This is a genomic window from Flavobacterium anhuiense (assembly GCF_050990855.1).
Classification (GTDB): domain Bacteria; phylum Bacteroidota; class Bacteroidia; order Flavobacteriales; family Flavobacteriaceae; genus Flavobacterium; species Flavobacterium anhuiense_C.
The window spans coordinates 915,742-929,590 of record NZ_CP158861.1; the positions used below are offsets into that span (position 1 = coordinate 915,742).

Below are 13,849 nucleotides of genomic sequence, written 5' to 3' on the forward strand. Positions count from 1 at the left end.
AAAGCATTCTAACCTTTAATCATTTAAAATGAAAAGAACCCTCTCGTTGTTTTTAACTTTTAGCGGCTTTTTAGCATTAAATGCACAAACCGTTGAAGAAAAAATCGCTGCAAAAGCATGCGAATGTTTAGAAAAAAGTTCAAAAATTACAGAAGAGGTTTTCAGAGATTGTCTCACCAACACAATGAGTGAAATGATTTTGACAGATAAAGATCCAAAAGTTAGAGAATCAATGAATACAGTTGAAGGTATTCAAGGTATGTTTTTGAGGATTCATGGTGTTATTGAAAAAAAATGTCCAAACTTAATTCCAGAATTAAATCAAAACAAAGACGATGTTTTTTATAGCGAATCTAAAAACAAAAAAGCGCAGAATTCTTATATAATTGGAAAAGATTTTATGCGTGAGAAAAACTATAAAATAGCTATTGAAAATTTTCAGCTGGCTATAAAAGATGATCCCAATTTTGTTCTTGCCCTTGATGATATGGCGGTTTCTTACAGACAGCTGAATGATTATGACAATGCTATTAAATATTATAAAAAATCGCTAGAAATTTATCCTGAAGGAAATTTCGCTTTAATGAATATTGGTGTTGTGTATACTTTAAAATCCGATTTTAAAACAGCAATCAGTTATTATGAAAAACTAATACAATATCATCCAGACAATGCAGAAGGTTATTTTGGCGCTGGAAAAAATTATATTCTGCTGAACGAGGATGAAAAAGCATTGGATAATCTTTTTATCGCACATGTTATCTACACCAATGAAAATTCAGAATACATGAAAGATTCTGAGAAACTTATCGGTGCTCTTTATCAGAAAATGAAATCGGAGAACAAAGAAGATTTATTTAAAAAGATTGCGGAGAAAAACAACATTAAATTAGATTAAACATGGCAATAAATTTTCTACAATCGTTTTGAATGCTCCAGCCGAAAAAGTTTGGAACGCATTAACACAACCAGAATTGGTTAAACAATGGCAATACGGAAGCGATTTGTTGACAGATTGGAAAATTGGAAGCGAAATCAGATTCAGAAATGAATGGGACGGCCAAGTTTTTGAACAATGGGGAACGATTTTAGAAGTTATTCCAAACCAGAAAATTAAATATTCTCTGTTTTTCCCAAGGCCAGGATTAGAAGACAAACCAGAGAATTAATTTCATAATGAATTATGTTTTAACTGAAGAAAATCAGAAAACAAAACTCGACATTATTCAGAAAGACAATCGTCCAGGAGCTGTACAAGAAGCACCGCAAGGTGAAGAAAATCCGATTCTTCAAGGTTTGAAAACTATAATTGAGTCTTGAAATAAGGTTCAAAGTTTCAGAGAAACAAAGTAACAAAGGTTTCTCTACTTATCTAAAAAACTAAAGCACTATTTTCATAGTGCTTTTTTTTAATCTTTGCAACTTTGTACCTCAAAAATCAACATGCACATTCGATCTTCAAACCTTGCTTCTCGCCTTTTGTTCCTTCGGTTGCATATCCGTCGATTTTCCACCATTCTAGACCACCGATTAGCTCTTTTACTTTAAAACCTAACTTCGTCATATTCAACGCTCCTTTTGTAGACGCGTTACAACCAATTCCGGTACAATAGGTCACATACAAAACATCTTTGTCTAAATGCTGCGTCGTTTCTACATTCATTTCGCGATGCGGAATATTAACTGCATTCGGAATATGTTCTTCGTTGTAGCCAAAAGCTCGTCTGGCATCGATTACGATTATTTTTTCACCGTTGTTTAAAGCTTCAAATAGATCGGATGGATCCATTTCAAAAGCTAATTTGTTTTCATAATGTTTAATTTGTGCTTCCATGTTGTTTCGATTTTGATGTTTTACTTTTCCAAAAGTAGACGAACATCAAATGCCAGAAAAACGAAAAGAATTCATCAACAGCATTACTTTTTTTCATACAAAAGCCACTCTAAAATTTTGTTACTTTGCGTATTAATTCTTCAAAAATGGAAATCCGCCACTTAAAATTGATAAAAGCAATTGTCGAAGAAGGAAGTATCACCAAAGCGATCGACAAACTGCATTTGACACAATCTGCTTTGAGCCATCAGCTCAAAGAAGCCGAATATCAATTGGGAACTGCTATTTTTTTAAGAACGAATAAAAAACTGGTGCTTACAAAAGCAGGCGAAAAAATCTACGAACTCGCCAATGAAATCCTAAATAAATTGGCAGAAACCGAAACTCAGATCAAGCAAATGGTTTTTGGCGAACATGGCGAAATCAGAATCAGTACTGAATGCTTCTCGAGCTACCATTGGCTTCCTTCGGTTTTAAAGCAATTTCACCTTTTATATCCAAATGTAGAATTGAAAATTGTAGCCGAAGCTACTCACATTCCACTACAAAAACTGCTCGAAAATACGATTGACATTGCCATTGTTAGCGATCAGACAAAAGACAGCAACATCAAATATCAAGAGCTTTTTCAGGACGAAATGGTTATCGTCGTTTCAGAAAATCATGCTTGGGCAGATAAAAAATATGTGATTGCAGAAGATTTCATCAGCGAACATTTGATTATTCATTCGCTTCCGTTGGAAACCGTTACTATTCATCAGTTTCTTTTGGCTCCAGCCAAAGTAAGTCCGAAGAAAATAACTCCAATGCCATTAACCGAAGCTTCTCTAGAAATGGTAAAAGCCGATATGGGCGTCATGTCGATGGCAAAATGGGCATTACAACCTCATTTAAAAACAAGTCCGCTAAGAGCCATAAAGGTTGGAAAAAATGGTTTAAAAAGAAAACATTTCATTGCCACGCGCGCCAATGAAAGTTATCCTGATTACTTTCATCATTTCATCAGCTTTTTACAAAACGAAATCAATTTACAATGGAATATTCAATAAGAAACTGTGAAATCACAGATTTGCCTAAACTACTTGTTTTAATTGAAAAACACGCCGAATTTGAGAAAGCTGAATTTTCTTCCGAAGGAAAAGAAGAAGATTTAAAAAATGCTTTATTTGGCCAAAATCCTAAACTACATTGTTTGGTGGTTGCGACAAAAGAAACCATTGTGGGTTACACCTCTTATACTTTTGATTTTTCGACCTGGAATGCACAAAACTTTCTTTACATGGACTGTTTGTTTTTGGAAGAAGAAACAAGAGGTTTTGGGATAGGCGAAATCTTAATCGAAAAACTAAAAGAAATCGGAAAACAGAATAATTGCGTCAACATACAATGGCAAACGCCAGAATTCAATACCAGAGCGATTAAATTTTATAATAGAATGGGCGCAAAAGGAAAAGACAAAGTGCGATTTACTTTAACTTTGTAAAAAATTAATCTCGCAAAGGCACGAAGATACTAAGTTTAGCAGGAATGTTTGTCATTTCGACGAAGGAGAAATCGCACGCGGGATTCCGCATAGATTATAAAAATTCTTTGTCGAGTTACTAGTGCGATTTCTCCTTCGTCGAAATGACAAGATTGTGTAAAAAACTTTGCGACTCTGCGACTTTGCGAGATTATTACTTAAATCAAAATAAATGACAAAAATAAGCATACTCGGCTGCGGTTGGCTTGGACTTCCTTTAGCAAAAGCATTAATAGAAAAAGGAAATTCAGTAAACGGATCAACAACTTCAGAAAACAAACTTTCAATCTTAGAAGATGCTGGAATAAATCCGTTTTTACTAACCGTTGAAAGCGAAAATATTTCTGAAAATATCGTTCATTTTTTAGCGGAAAGCGAAATTCTAATTATTGATATTCCACCAAAATTAAGAGCAGTCGATCCTAATGCTGAGAAGAAAACTTTTGTCGAAAAAATCAGAAATTTAATACCTTTTATAGAAAAATCGACAATCAAGAAAGTGCTTTTTATAAGTTCAACATCAGTTTATGGTGATGACAACGATCTTGTAACCGAAGAAACGATCCCTAATCCAGATACAGAGAGTGGCAGACAATTGATTTTAGCCGAAAAATTGCTTCAAGAAAACCCAAATTTCGAAACTACAATTCTGCGTTTTGCCGGATTAATTGGTGAAGATCGTCATCCTGTCAAATTCTTGGCTGGAAAAGAAAATCTAGAAAATCCAGACGCACCAATTAATTTAATTCATAGAAACGATTGTATCAGAATCATTAAAGAAATACTAAGTCAATCCAAATGGAATGAAGTTTTTAATGCTGCTGCACCTTTTCATCCGACAAGAGAAATGTATTATACGCAAGAAGCTAAAGATCAAAACTTGCCTTTGCCAAAATTCAGCACCAAAAAATCAAACATTAAAAAGGAAATTTCGAGTATAAAAGTGGAGGAGAGCTTGAATTTTCAATTTGACCAAACCGATTATTATTAAAATTTAAAATAAAAACACTATTTTTCCTTCATAAAAAATAATTGTTTTTACAGATGAAAAAATTGAGGTTTCTACTTTCAATCAGCATTTTATTGCTTTTCGTTTTCCAAAGTTACGCTCAAGACGAAAATTATTCTTCTGATGAAAATGAGTATCCTGAAAAAATAAAACAATTTCATGCCGACATTTTGGTCAAAGAAAACGGAAATCTGATTGTTACAGAAACGATTAAGGTTTACGCTAAAGGCATAAAAATAAATCACGGTATATTTAGACAGCTTCCTGTAAAAAGCAACTCGACTAAAGTTTCTAGAGACAATTACTACACGGTCTTGAATGTTACCCGAAATGGTTTGAACGAACCTTACCGTGTCATTTCGGCGTTTGGCGATTTTGAAATTTATATTGGCGACAAAAAATCTAGTATCGCAGAAGGAACTCATATTTATAAAATAACGTATGAAGTAGAAGCGCAAATACATTCTTATCCTGATTTTGATGAAGTTTATTGGAACGTTACAGGAAATTATTGGGATTTTGAAATTGACAATGTCAGCGCAAAAATAACGCTGCCAAAATCTACAAAAATACTTCAGACTGCTTGCTATACAGGCGTTTCTGGTTCTACAGCAAAGGAATGCAACTCAAAAATAACGGATAACACCGTTTATTTCACTTCAAAAAACTTGAAAAAAGAAGAAGGTTTTACCATTGCTGCTGGTTTTCCTAAAGGAATTGTCAATCAGCCTTTCTTCAGACCTCATTACAAAATGGAGGAATTTTTGGATGTGGATAAAATATTATTTGCAATTGCAGTAGTTGCTATCTGCTTTGGATTTTATTATTTTTCTTGGAAGAAATATGGAAAAGATCCGTTAAAAAGCACATTGAAGAAACAACCAATTGATTTAAAAAATCGTTATTCAGCGACATCTTTGCAATATATAAAATATCGAGGCGTTGATTCTCAAACGCTTTTAGTTGCTATAATTGATCTTGCTCTAAAAGGCGCGATTGAAATTTCTGACAATGGAAAAGAAACTTGGGCAGATGAATTTAAACATTCACTCAAAATTGGAAATAAAACAGCCGATTTATCAAAAGAAGAAAAAACCGTTTTAGATCGTTTATTTAAAGAAAAAGACTCGTTTGAAATTGATAAAGAGACTTATAAAATCTTTTATGAAGCAAGAGAAGCGCTCGAAAAACCATTGGAAGAAAAATATAATTTAAAAGATTATTATTCTGGAAATTCCACTCAAATCTTAATTGGATTCGCAATCACAATTCCGGCCTTGCTTGGATATTGCCAATACTCAAAAGGAACTATTTATTGGTCTGTAATCTCTGGATTTACTATGCTAGTATTTACCTATTTATTGCTTAAAGGTTCTATAAAAGCCATTAGAGAGCAAGATTATAAAACAACATTTGGCTATCTTTTCCTTTCTCTTTTTACTAGTATTTTTTCTGTTGGCTGGTACTTTGCCAGCAACGTCGACAAAAGTTATTCGGGATTAACGCTGTTGGTTGTTTTTTTAATCATCACTGGATTTTCTGTTTATCTAAGTTTGATTGGCGCTTATACCGAACTTGGTCTCGAAACAAAAACCGAAACCGAAAAGCTTAAAAAGTATCTCTTAGATTACAAACCAGAAGAAAGCTCTGCGATAAGTGTTTATGAAGAAAATCTGCCTTATGCTTTTGCCTTAGGAATTGCAGATGAATGGAATTCAAAATTTATCGATATTCTGAAAAGATTAAATTATAACAATAATTGGATCAAAACCGATACACGCACCTATCTTTCTTCACCAGCATTCGTCTCGAGTTTTCGTAGCTCCTACTCGACTTATTCGACTTCTTCTAGCAGTGGAAGCGGCGGCGGAGGAAGTTCTGGCGGCGGCGGAGGTGGCGGCGGTGGCGGTGGCTGGTAAAATCCTCCAAGATTTAACTGATTTAATTTATAAATTAAAAAAACTTTGCTCCCGATAGCTATCGGGATTGCGAAACCACTTTATATTTGCAATTAAAAAACAAAAATATGGAAACAGTTTTCATCAATTCACCTCTTGGAATCACCAAAATTATGGGAGATGAAAACGGTATTTCGTTAATTTCTGTTTCTGATGTTGGCACAAATGAAGCTTCAAAGACCATTCCTGAAATTTTACAAGACGCCGTTTTGCAATTAAATGAATATTTTGAAGGCACAAGAACCGATTTTGATCTAAAACTGAATCCGCAAGGAACCGAATTTCAGCAGAAAGTATGGAAAGCTTTATTAGAGATTCCATACGGAAAAACGGTAAGTTATATGGATCAGACCAAAAAGCTTGGCGATGTTAAAGCAATTCGTGCCGTGGCATCAGCAAATGGTAAAAATCCGCTTTGGATTGTCGTTCCGTGTCACCGCGTTATTGGCACAAACGGATCTTTAACTGGATACGCTGGCGGACTGTCTCGCAAAAAATGGCTTTTGGAACATGAATCGCCATCGCAACAACAAAGTTTGTTTTAGTTTTATTTGCCACAACCCGAGCGATAGCGAACAGGCGAAGCAATTCACGAATTTTCATTTTTACTTGAAACCTATCAATTTTCCTCAACATTAAAATATAAGAAAATTCACTCTATTTGTGTTTTCGTAAAACAACATAACCAAATTTATGTACATTTATATCAAAGAAAAGTTAGTATAATTCGCGACTCGAGCGATAGTGAACAAATGAAATAATTCGTGGCAAAAAGAGCATAGCAAAATATGATTGAAAAAATAAACCTCAATAACATTTTATTTCTTGATATAGAAACTGTTCCTGAAGAAGAGAATTTCAATTCGCTTGACGCGGAAATGCAATCACTTTGGGATTTAAAAACACAATATCAGCGAAAAGAAGAGTTTACACCAGAAGAGTTTTACGAGCGCGCCGGAATTTGGGCCGAATTCGGAAAAATAATCTGCATTTCGGTTGGCTTTTTTACGATTAAAGGTGATGTGAGAAACTTTAGAGTGACTTCATTTTTTGGTGAAGAAAAGAAAATCTTGAAAGACTTTTCGAATCTGATCAGTAATCATTTCAATCAACCGCAGCATTTGATGTGTGGACACAATTCGAAAGAATTTGATATTCCGTTCATTGCCCGAAGAATGATCATCAATCAAATGCCAATTCCAGATAAAATGAACTTATTTGGCAAAAAACCTTGGGAGATTCCGCATTTAGATACTTTAGAATTATGGAAGTTTGGCGATTATAAACACTATACATCTTTAAAATTGCTAACCAAGATTCTTGGAGTTCCTTCGCCAAAAGGAGACATCGACGGAAGTCAGGTTGCGCATGTCTATTATGTTGAAAAAGACATTGACCGAATCATTACATACTGCGAAAAAGATACAATTGCTGTAGCTCAGATTTTTTTACGCTTACGCCGAGAAGATTTGTTGATTGAGGAAGAGATTATTCATGTCTAATTGAAGGGACAGATAAACAAAGGGACAAAGTTTTTAAATGAACTTATATAACTTATATGGTTTAAAAAAATGATATACGAGGAGATTTCACATTATCGTTTGGTTTCGCAAAAGCTTTACAAAAAAAGTTCTTGTTCTCCGCAAGAAATTGTGAAGCATTTTGGTGCTATGCAGGCTCAAGATTATGCAATGGCAAAATGGGCAATTGGTTCTCGTTGCAATTCTAACGAAAAAGAGATTGAAGAAGCGATAAATTCAGGCAAAATTATCAGAACGCATATTCTGCGCCCGACTTGGCATTTTGTTTCTCCTGATGATATTTATTGGATGTTGGATCTTTCAGCTCCACAAGTAAAACGTTTTACGGCTTCTGCAGCTAAAAAGTTTGGTTACGATGATAAAAAACTAGATCAAGCTAATGCTTCTATCGAAAAACTACTCGCAGGAAACAATCATTTGACTCGAGATGAAATCATGCAGGAACTTGGCATTAAAAGAACTTCAAGCGAAGATTTTTTAAGTGCTGCCATTATGATGAATGCCGAATTGGATGGTTTGGTTTGTAATGGAAAAATGAAAGGCAAGCAAATTACGTATGCTTTACTCGAAGAAAGAGTTTCTAAACCTAATTCCAAATTGACTAAAGAAGAAGCGTTGGCCAAACTCGCTCTACGTTATTTTGAAAGTCATGGTCCAGCAACAGTACTTGATTTTTCGTGGTGGTCTGGTTTTCCTCCTACTATTTGCCAAAAAACAATTAACGCAATTGAGTTGCAATTAAATTGTATTACCATTGATAATCAGCAATATTGGTTTAAAAAAGATTTAAAAAACGAAGGTAACTTTCGCGAAAGCGTACATTTCCTTCCCGCATTTGATGAGATTTTAATTTCGTATAAAACACGTGAAGTTTCTTTCAATACAGAACATCAATCGAAAGTTTTTACCAATAATGGCATTTTTAAACCCATTATTTTAGAAAACGGAAAAGTGATTGGTATCTGGAAAAGAACCTTTAAAAAAGATCATGCGAAAATAGAAACGGAATTTTTTAATGAAATCGAAATAAATAAAAAGGAACTTCTTTTTGAAGGAATTAAATCTTTTGAAAGGTATTTAAAAACTAAAATTGTTATCGACTAATACTCGAAATCTTATTATGTGTCATTCAGCTGGAGCTTTTGTTTCTATTAAAACGAATAATCATCAAATTCCTATCGCATAAACAAAATCTTTATGCTTATTATTGCTAAATAATTACATTTACAAAAAAATACAATTATGGTTTTAAGCAGATTTTGGTTAACGATTTTTATTTCTTCGATTGTTTTTATTGTAGTCAGTTTATTTACTGCCAATACGTATACAATTGATTCTGTTTTGAATGGAAAAAAAGACGATCCAATTTTGGTTTCTGAAAAATACATTCACGAACTTCCTGCTTTCATCAAAGACAGCATTTCAAAAGCCAAAGATCAAACCATGATTATCAATCGTGACACGCTAAATGCCGACACGACGTATGTTTACAAAAACAAAACCGTAAAAATCTATAGCGGACTTCAAAAATCTGATGGTTTATTACCAACTTGTAAAAGCACTTTGGTTGATTTGATTCTGCCTCTGATCGCTTATCTAGCTTTTTTCTGCGGTTTGATGGAACTTTTAATCGTTTCAGGCGCTTCTGGAAAATTAGCCAAAGCTTTGAGTCCTGTATTTGTGAAAGTATTTCCGAGTATTCCACAAAACCACCCTTCAATATCCTACATGACCTTGAATTTTGCTGCCAATTTCTTGGGATTAGATTCGGCCGCAACTCCATTTGGATTGAAAGCCATGGAAAGTTTACAGGAAATAAACCCCGATAAAGACAAAGCAAGTGATGCGCAAATCATGTTTATGTGTCTTCATGCTTCTGGTCTAACATTAATCGCAACTTCGATTATCGGTTATCGCGCGGCTGCAAACGCAAGTAATCCTGCCGATGTTATGTTACCATGTATCATAACTTCTTTTATCGGAACCATTGCCGCTTTCTTGATTGTCGGTATTAAACAAAAAATCAATTTCAAAAGTGCTTCGCTTCTTATTGGTTTAATGGTTTTGATTGCTGCAATTGTAGGTTTACTGATGTATGTGAATCATTTAGACTTAATTGGAAAGAACTACTTCACTTCTAATCTTTCGGGATTGATTTTACTTTCAATTGTTGTTTTTACTTTGATTTTTGCATTCAAACATGAGAAAAAATTCAGAGAAGCAGATACTACTCCTTTCGACACTTTTGTAGTTGGAGCCAATAATGGGGTTAAAACCGGAGTAACAATTTTTCCTTATGTATTAGGAATGTTGGTTGCAATTTCATTATTCAGAAACAGTGGATTGTTTGAAATTATTAGCGACGGAATCGGATTTGTATTTTCAAATCTTGGCGTTAGCAAAGAAATTACAAATGCGCTTCCTGTTGCCATGCTTCGTCCATTTAGTTCTGCGGGTTCAAGAGGATTTTTGATTGATTCGATGAATACTTTTGGTGCAGATTCTTTAACCGCGAGATTGAGCAGTATTTTCCAATGTAGTGCGGAGAGCACTTTCTACGTAATTGCCGTTTATTTTGGATCTGTAAATATCAAAAATACCCGTTACGCTTTGGGCACCATGCTTTTGGTTGATTTGATCTGCGTGATTACAGCGATATTTGTTGCGACTTGGTTTTTTTAATATGAATTTAACCAATATTATGGCCAGATTGAAATCTGACACTACAATATAAACCGAGCCGAAGGCTCTCTACATTAAATGGGAAATTTTTCACGTTAACCGGATTAAAATCCGGCCCTACAATATGTTTCGAGCCGATGGCTCTTCTAAATTTCATTTGTGCTAAGTCCCATAGAAACGCTTAAATTTTGTAGCAACGGATTTCAATCTGTTGATGATAATAAATACAGCCTTTTCAAAAGTTCCGTAGGAACGAAAAATATTGTAGCCACGGATTTTAATCCGTGGAATGCGGAACGATAGGATAAATTTTTGAATCAAAAAAAGAAAGTTAAATATTACAAATTATTAAAAAGATATATTTATTTTTCCAGAAAAAAAATGGCGAATACCTATCATCAAGTCTACATTCAAGTAGTTTTTGCAGTTAAATACAGAAATGCTATAATTGAAGAAAGCTGGAAATCACAATTACTTGGAATAATTGGAAATTTAATTAATGAAAACGGCGGCAAAACAATTATTGTAAATGGTGTTGAGGATCATGTGCATTGTTTATTGGCTATTAAGCCAACTATTTCGATCTCCGAGCTTATGAAAAATGTTAAAGCCAAATCATCAAAGTACATCAACGACAATCAATTAACAAAATCCAAATTTTCATGGCAAGTCGGATATGGTGTTTTCTCCTATAGTCAATCTCAAATTGATTCTGTTTATAAATACATTGAAAATCAAGAAAGCCATCACAAAAAACAAAATTTTAACGATGAATATCTGAATTTTCTAAATAAATTCAAGGTTGATTACGATGAAAAATTTATATTTGATAATCTAATATAACCACTATGAAACTTGCCCCCCTTTTCTTCGTATTGCTCTTAATCGGATGTCAAAAAACAAAACCTACAGATGCTGCGCCACCAACAATAGCAGAAATCATTGAACCGCAAGAAACTTTAGAGGTTTCAGCTGACGAAAAAATCATCAAAACTGACACCGTAGCGATTTACACCGACGGAACAGAATCTTCTACAGATTTTATCCTGGCGCATTTGGTAGATCAGCAGGCAGATAAAGACAGTATTGTTACGGTAAAATACCGATTAGACTTTTATCAGAACAAAGCTAAAACCGCATCTTCTAAAATTGCAATAAAAGGTTTTGAAAAAGGTTCTGAATGGACCGCTTCTTACGGATTAACATCAGAAACTTCTAAAAATTCGCCATTCGTACAAATAACTGTTGGATTTCCTGCTTGCGGTTATTCTCATGACAACTATCTTTATTATTTAAAAAATAACGGATTACAATTGGTTCACCAATGGAGCTCAATGTCCGATAGCGGCTGGGGAAGCTGGGTAGAAATCGTAAACCCTACAACCAATTCTGATCCAAAATCTTTTTATTGCAAGACTGTTGCATTTGTACCTGCAGACGAAGACGAGAACATGGATATGGGAATTCTTAAACATTCAGACTCAATATCTTTCGAATTAAAAGACAGCAAATGGAAAAAGATGTTACTATCTGCCAAAGACAAACCATACTTTGAAAAAAAGATGACGTTTGATCAATTTAACACTTCAGAGTAAAAAAATAGCTGCAGAAGAGCCCTAATTCAAATTCTTTCTTAGGTAAATAATTTCTAAATTTGTAAAAAAACAAAACTAATGATTGATTTTATATACCAAGATCCTTATCCGATCTTAAAGGATGATACGCAGTACCGCAAAATCACTTCTGATTTTGTGAAAGTGGAACAATTTGGAGAACGTGAAGTTTTAACGGTTGATCCAAAAGGTTTAGAATTATTGGCTGAAGAAGCTTTGACAGATGTTTCGTTTATGCTGAGAACAACGCATTTACAGAAACTAAGAAAAATTCTAGACGATCCAGAAGCAACAGACAATGATCGTTTCGTAGCTTACAATTTGCTTCAAAATGCTTCTGTAGCTGCCGAAGGTCAGTTACCAAGCTGCCAAGATACTGGAACTGCGATTGTAATGGCTAAAAAAGGTGAAAGCATCTTTACTGGTGTTGATGATGCAGAATGGTTAAGCCGCGGTATTTTTAATACCTATCAAAAAAGAAACTTACGTTATTCGCAGATTGTTCCGATTTCGATGTTTGAAGAAAAGAATTCAGGATCAAATCTTCCAGCACAAATTGATATTTATGCTAAAAAAGGAGCTTCTTACGACTTTTTGTTCATGGCAAAAGGTGGAGGATCTGCAAACAAAACATACTTATACCAACAGACAAAATCTTTGTTGAATGAAAAATCTATGGATGAATTCATTCGCACAAAAATCAAAGATTTAGGAACTTCTGCTTGTCCTCCTTACCATTTAGCTTTGGTAATTGGTGGAACTTCTGCGGAGGCGAACTTAAGCGCTGTTAAAAAAGCATCTGCAGGATATTATGATCATCTTCCAACTTCTGGAAACATGGCAGGCCAAGCTTTCCGTGATTTAGAATGGGAAGAAAGAGTTCAAAAAATCTGCCAGGAGAGTGCTATCGGAGCGCAGTTTGGAGGGAAATATTTCACGCATGACGTTCGTGTAATCCGTTTACCTCGTCACGCGGCTTCTTGTCCAGTTGGATTGGGAGTTTCTTGTTCTGCTGATAGAAACATCAAAGGAAAAATCACGAAAGACGGAATCTTCGTTGAGCAGTTAGAAGTAAATCCAAAACAATTTTTACCAGAAACAGCTCCGCATTTAGAAGCTCCTGTAGAAATTGATTTAGATCAGCCAATGGCAGATATTCTAGCTAAATTATCTCAATATCCAGTAAAAACTCGTTTGAAACTAAACGGAACTGTAATTGTTGCCCGTGATATTGCTCACGCAAAAATCAAAGAATTATTAGACGCTGGAAAACCAATGCCAGAATATTTCAAAAATCATCCAGTTTACTACGCTGGTCCTGCAAAAACTCCAGATGGAATGGCTTCTGGAAGTTTCGGACCAACAACTGCTGGACGTATGGACGTTTATGTTGATGAATTCCAGAAAAATGGCGGAAGTATGATTATGCTAGCAAAAGGAAATCGTACTAAACAAGTAACCGATGCCTGCAACAAATATGGCGGATTCTACTTAGGTTCTATTGGAGGTCCTGCTGCTATTTTGGCTCAAGATAACATTCTAAAAGTAGAAGTAGTTGATTTTGAAGAATTAGGAATGGAAGCAGTTCGTAAAATCACCGTTAAAGATTTCCCTGCTTTTATTATTACGGATGATAAAGGAAATGATTTCTTTGCTGATTTGTAAGAGATTTTAACCGCAAAGGCGCAAG

General features: G+C 34.6%; 15 protein-coding genes. 14 read left to right on the top strand and 1 reads right to left on the bottom strand.

What is annotated here, in order from left to right:
• Positions 1-28 precede the first annotated feature (28 nt).
• From ABTV69_RS04205 to ABTV69_RS04215, 3 genes are read left to right on the top strand one after another with little or no spacing between them, the layout of a single operon-like run.
• Complete coding sequence (locus ABTV69_RS04205) at positions 29-898, top strand: tetratricopeptide repeat protein (RefSeq protein ID WP_433834423.1); 870 nt, start codon at positions 29-31, stop codon at positions 896-898.
• Between the two features lie 28 nt (positions 899-926).
• Positions 927-1,169 carry an SRPBCC family protein gene (locus tag ABTV69_RS04210; protein WP_433834424.1) on the top strand — a complete coding sequence of 81 codons (243 nt, stop codon included), beginning with the start codon at positions 927-929 and terminating at the stop codon, positions 1,167-1,169.
• Positions 1,170-1,176: 7 nt separating this feature from the next.
• Positions 1,177-1,320 carry a hypothetical protein gene (locus ABTV69_RS04215; protein WP_433834425.1) on the top strand — a complete coding sequence of 48 codons (144 nt, stop codon included), beginning with the start codon at positions 1,177-1,179 and terminating at the stop codon, positions 1,318-1,320.
• 118 nt (positions 1,321-1,438) lie between these two features.
• Here the strand turns inward: ABTV69_RS04215 and ABTV69_RS04220 are convergent, their stop codons facing one another.
• Positions 1,439-1,834 (bottom strand): rhodanese-like domain-containing protein, encoded by a 396-nt coding sequence (locus ABTV69_RS04220; protein ID WP_433834426.1) that lies wholly within the window; start codon positions 1,832-1,834, stop codon positions 1,439-1,441.
• Positions 1,835-1,980: 146 nt separating this feature from the next.
• Between ABTV69_RS04220 and ABTV69_RS04225 the strand changes: the two genes are divergently transcribed.
• From ABTV69_RS04225 to ABTV69_RS04275, 11 genes are all read left to right on the top strand, one after another.
• Positions 1,981-2,883 carry a LysR family transcriptional regulator gene (locus tag ABTV69_RS04225; protein WP_433834427.1) on the top strand — a complete coding sequence of 301 codons (903 nt, stop codon included), beginning with the start codon at positions 1,981-1,983 and terminating at the stop codon, positions 2,881-2,883.
• A complete protein-coding gene (locus ABTV69_RS04230) occupies positions 2,868-3,317 on the top strand; it encodes an N-acetyltransferase family protein (RefSeq protein WP_433834428.1) in 450 nt (149 codons plus the stop codon). The genes ABTV69_RS04225 and ABTV69_RS04230 overlap by 16 nt, the downstream gene beginning before the upstream one ends.
• 211 nt (positions 3,318-3,528) lie before the next feature.
• Positions 3,529-4,347: an SDR family oxidoreductase gene (locus tag ABTV69_RS04235; RefSeq protein WP_433834429.1), complete on the top strand. Its 819-nt coding sequence runs from the start codon at positions 3,529-3,531 to the stop codon at positions 4,345-4,347.
• Between the two features lie 53 nt (positions 4,348-4,400).
• Entirely contained in the window at positions 4,401-6,284 is a 1,884-nt protein-coding gene (locus ABTV69_RS04240; protein WP_433834430.1) for a DUF2207 domain-containing protein, read from the top strand.
• Between the two features lie 107 nt (positions 6,285-6,391).
• Positions 6,392-6,868, top strand: coding sequence for a methylated-DNA--[protein]-cysteine S-methyltransferase (locus tag ABTV69_RS04245; RefSeq protein WP_433834431.1), 477 nt, complete (start codon positions 6,392-6,394; stop codon positions 6,866-6,868).
• Between the two features lie 243 nt (positions 6,869-7,111).
• Complete coding sequence (locus tag ABTV69_RS04250; protein ID WP_433834432.1) at positions 7,112-7,825, top strand: 3'-5' exonuclease; 714 nt, start codon at positions 7,112-7,114, stop codon at positions 7,823-7,825.
• Positions 7,826-7,894: 69 nt separating this feature from the next.
• Positions 7,895-8,968: a winged helix DNA-binding domain-containing protein gene (locus ABTV69_RS04255; RefSeq protein ID WP_433834433.1), complete on the top strand. Its 1,074-nt coding sequence runs from the start codon at positions 7,895-7,897 to the stop codon at positions 8,966-8,968.
• A 138-nt stretch (positions 8,969-9,106) separates the two neighbouring features.
• Positions 9,107-10,546, top strand: coding sequence for a nucleoside recognition domain-containing protein (locus ABTV69_RS04260; RefSeq protein WP_433834434.1), 1,440 nt, complete (start codon positions 9,107-9,109; stop codon positions 10,544-10,546).
• A 381-nt stretch (positions 10,547-10,927) separates the two neighbouring features.
• Positions 10,928-11,389, top strand: a complete 462-nt coding sequence (gene tnpA, locus ABTV69_RS04265) for an IS200/IS605 family transposase (protein WP_433834435.1) — start codon at positions 10,928-10,930, stop codon at positions 11,387-11,389.
• Between the two features lie 5 nt (positions 11,390-11,394).
• Positions 11,395-12,141, top strand: coding sequence for a hypothetical protein (locus tag ABTV69_RS04270; protein WP_433834436.1), 747 nt, complete (start codon positions 11,395-11,397; stop codon positions 12,139-12,141).
• A gap of 78 nt (positions 12,142-12,219) precedes the next feature.
• Positions 12,220-13,824, top strand: coding sequence for a fumarate hydratase (locus tag ABTV69_RS04275; protein ID WP_433834437.1), 1,605 nt, complete (start codon positions 12,220-12,222; stop codon positions 13,822-13,824).
• Positions 13,825-13,849 lie beyond the last annotated feature (25 nt).

Excerpts from the sequence above, each read along its gene's own strand:
- ABTV69_RS04205 (WP_433834423.1), top strand. The coding sequence starts at position 29 with ATGAAAAGAACCCTCTCGTTGTTTTTAACTTTTAGCGGCTTTTTAGCA.
- ABTV69_RS04215 (WP_433834425.1), top strand. The coding sequence starts at position 1,177 with ATGAATTATGTTTTAACTGAAGAAAATCAGAAAACAAAACTCGACATT.
- ABTV69_RS04220 (WP_433834426.1), bottom strand. The coding sequence starts at position 1,834 with ATGGAAGCACAAATTAAACATTATGAAAACAAATTAGCTTTTGAAATG.
- ABTV69_RS04225 (WP_433834427.1), top strand. The coding sequence starts at position 1,981 with ATGGAAATCCGCCACTTAAAATTGATAAAAGCAATTGTCGAAGAAGGA.
- ABTV69_RS04230 (WP_433834428.1), top strand. The coding sequence starts at position 2,868 with ATGGAATATTCAATAAGAAACTGTGAAATCACAGATTTGCCTAAACTA.
- ABTV69_RS04235 (WP_433834429.1), top strand. The coding sequence starts at position 3,529 with ATGACAAAAATAAGCATACTCGGCTGCGGTTGGCTTGGACTTCCTTTA.
- ABTV69_RS04240 (WP_433834430.1), top strand. The coding sequence starts at position 4,401 with ATGAAAAAATTGAGGTTTCTACTTTCAATCAGCATTTTATTGCTTTTC.
- ABTV69_RS04245 (WP_433834431.1), top strand. The coding sequence starts at position 6,392 with ATGGAAACAGTTTTCATCAATTCACCTCTTGGAATCACCAAAATTATG.
- ABTV69_RS04250 (WP_433834432.1), top strand. The coding sequence starts at position 7,112 with ATGATTGAAAAAATAAACCTCAATAACATTTTATTTCTTGATATAGAA.
- ABTV69_RS04255 (WP_433834433.1), top strand. The coding sequence starts at position 7,895 with ATGATATACGAGGAGATTTCACATTATCGTTTGGTTTCGCAAAAGCTT.
- ABTV69_RS04260 (WP_433834434.1), top strand. The coding sequence starts at position 9,107 with ATGGTTTTAAGCAGATTTTGGTTAACGATTTTTATTTCTTCGATTGTT.
- tnpA (WP_433834435.1), top strand. The coding sequence starts at position 10,928 with ATGGCGAATACCTATCATCAAGTCTACATTCAAGTAGTTTTTGCAGTT.
- ABTV69_RS04270 (WP_433834436.1), top strand. The coding sequence starts at position 11,395 with ATGAAACTTGCCCCCCTTTTCTTCGTATTGCTCTTAATCGGATGTCAA.
- ABTV69_RS04275 (WP_433834437.1), top strand. The coding sequence starts at position 12,220 with ATGATTGATTTTATATACCAAGATCCTTATCCGATCTTAAAGGATGAT.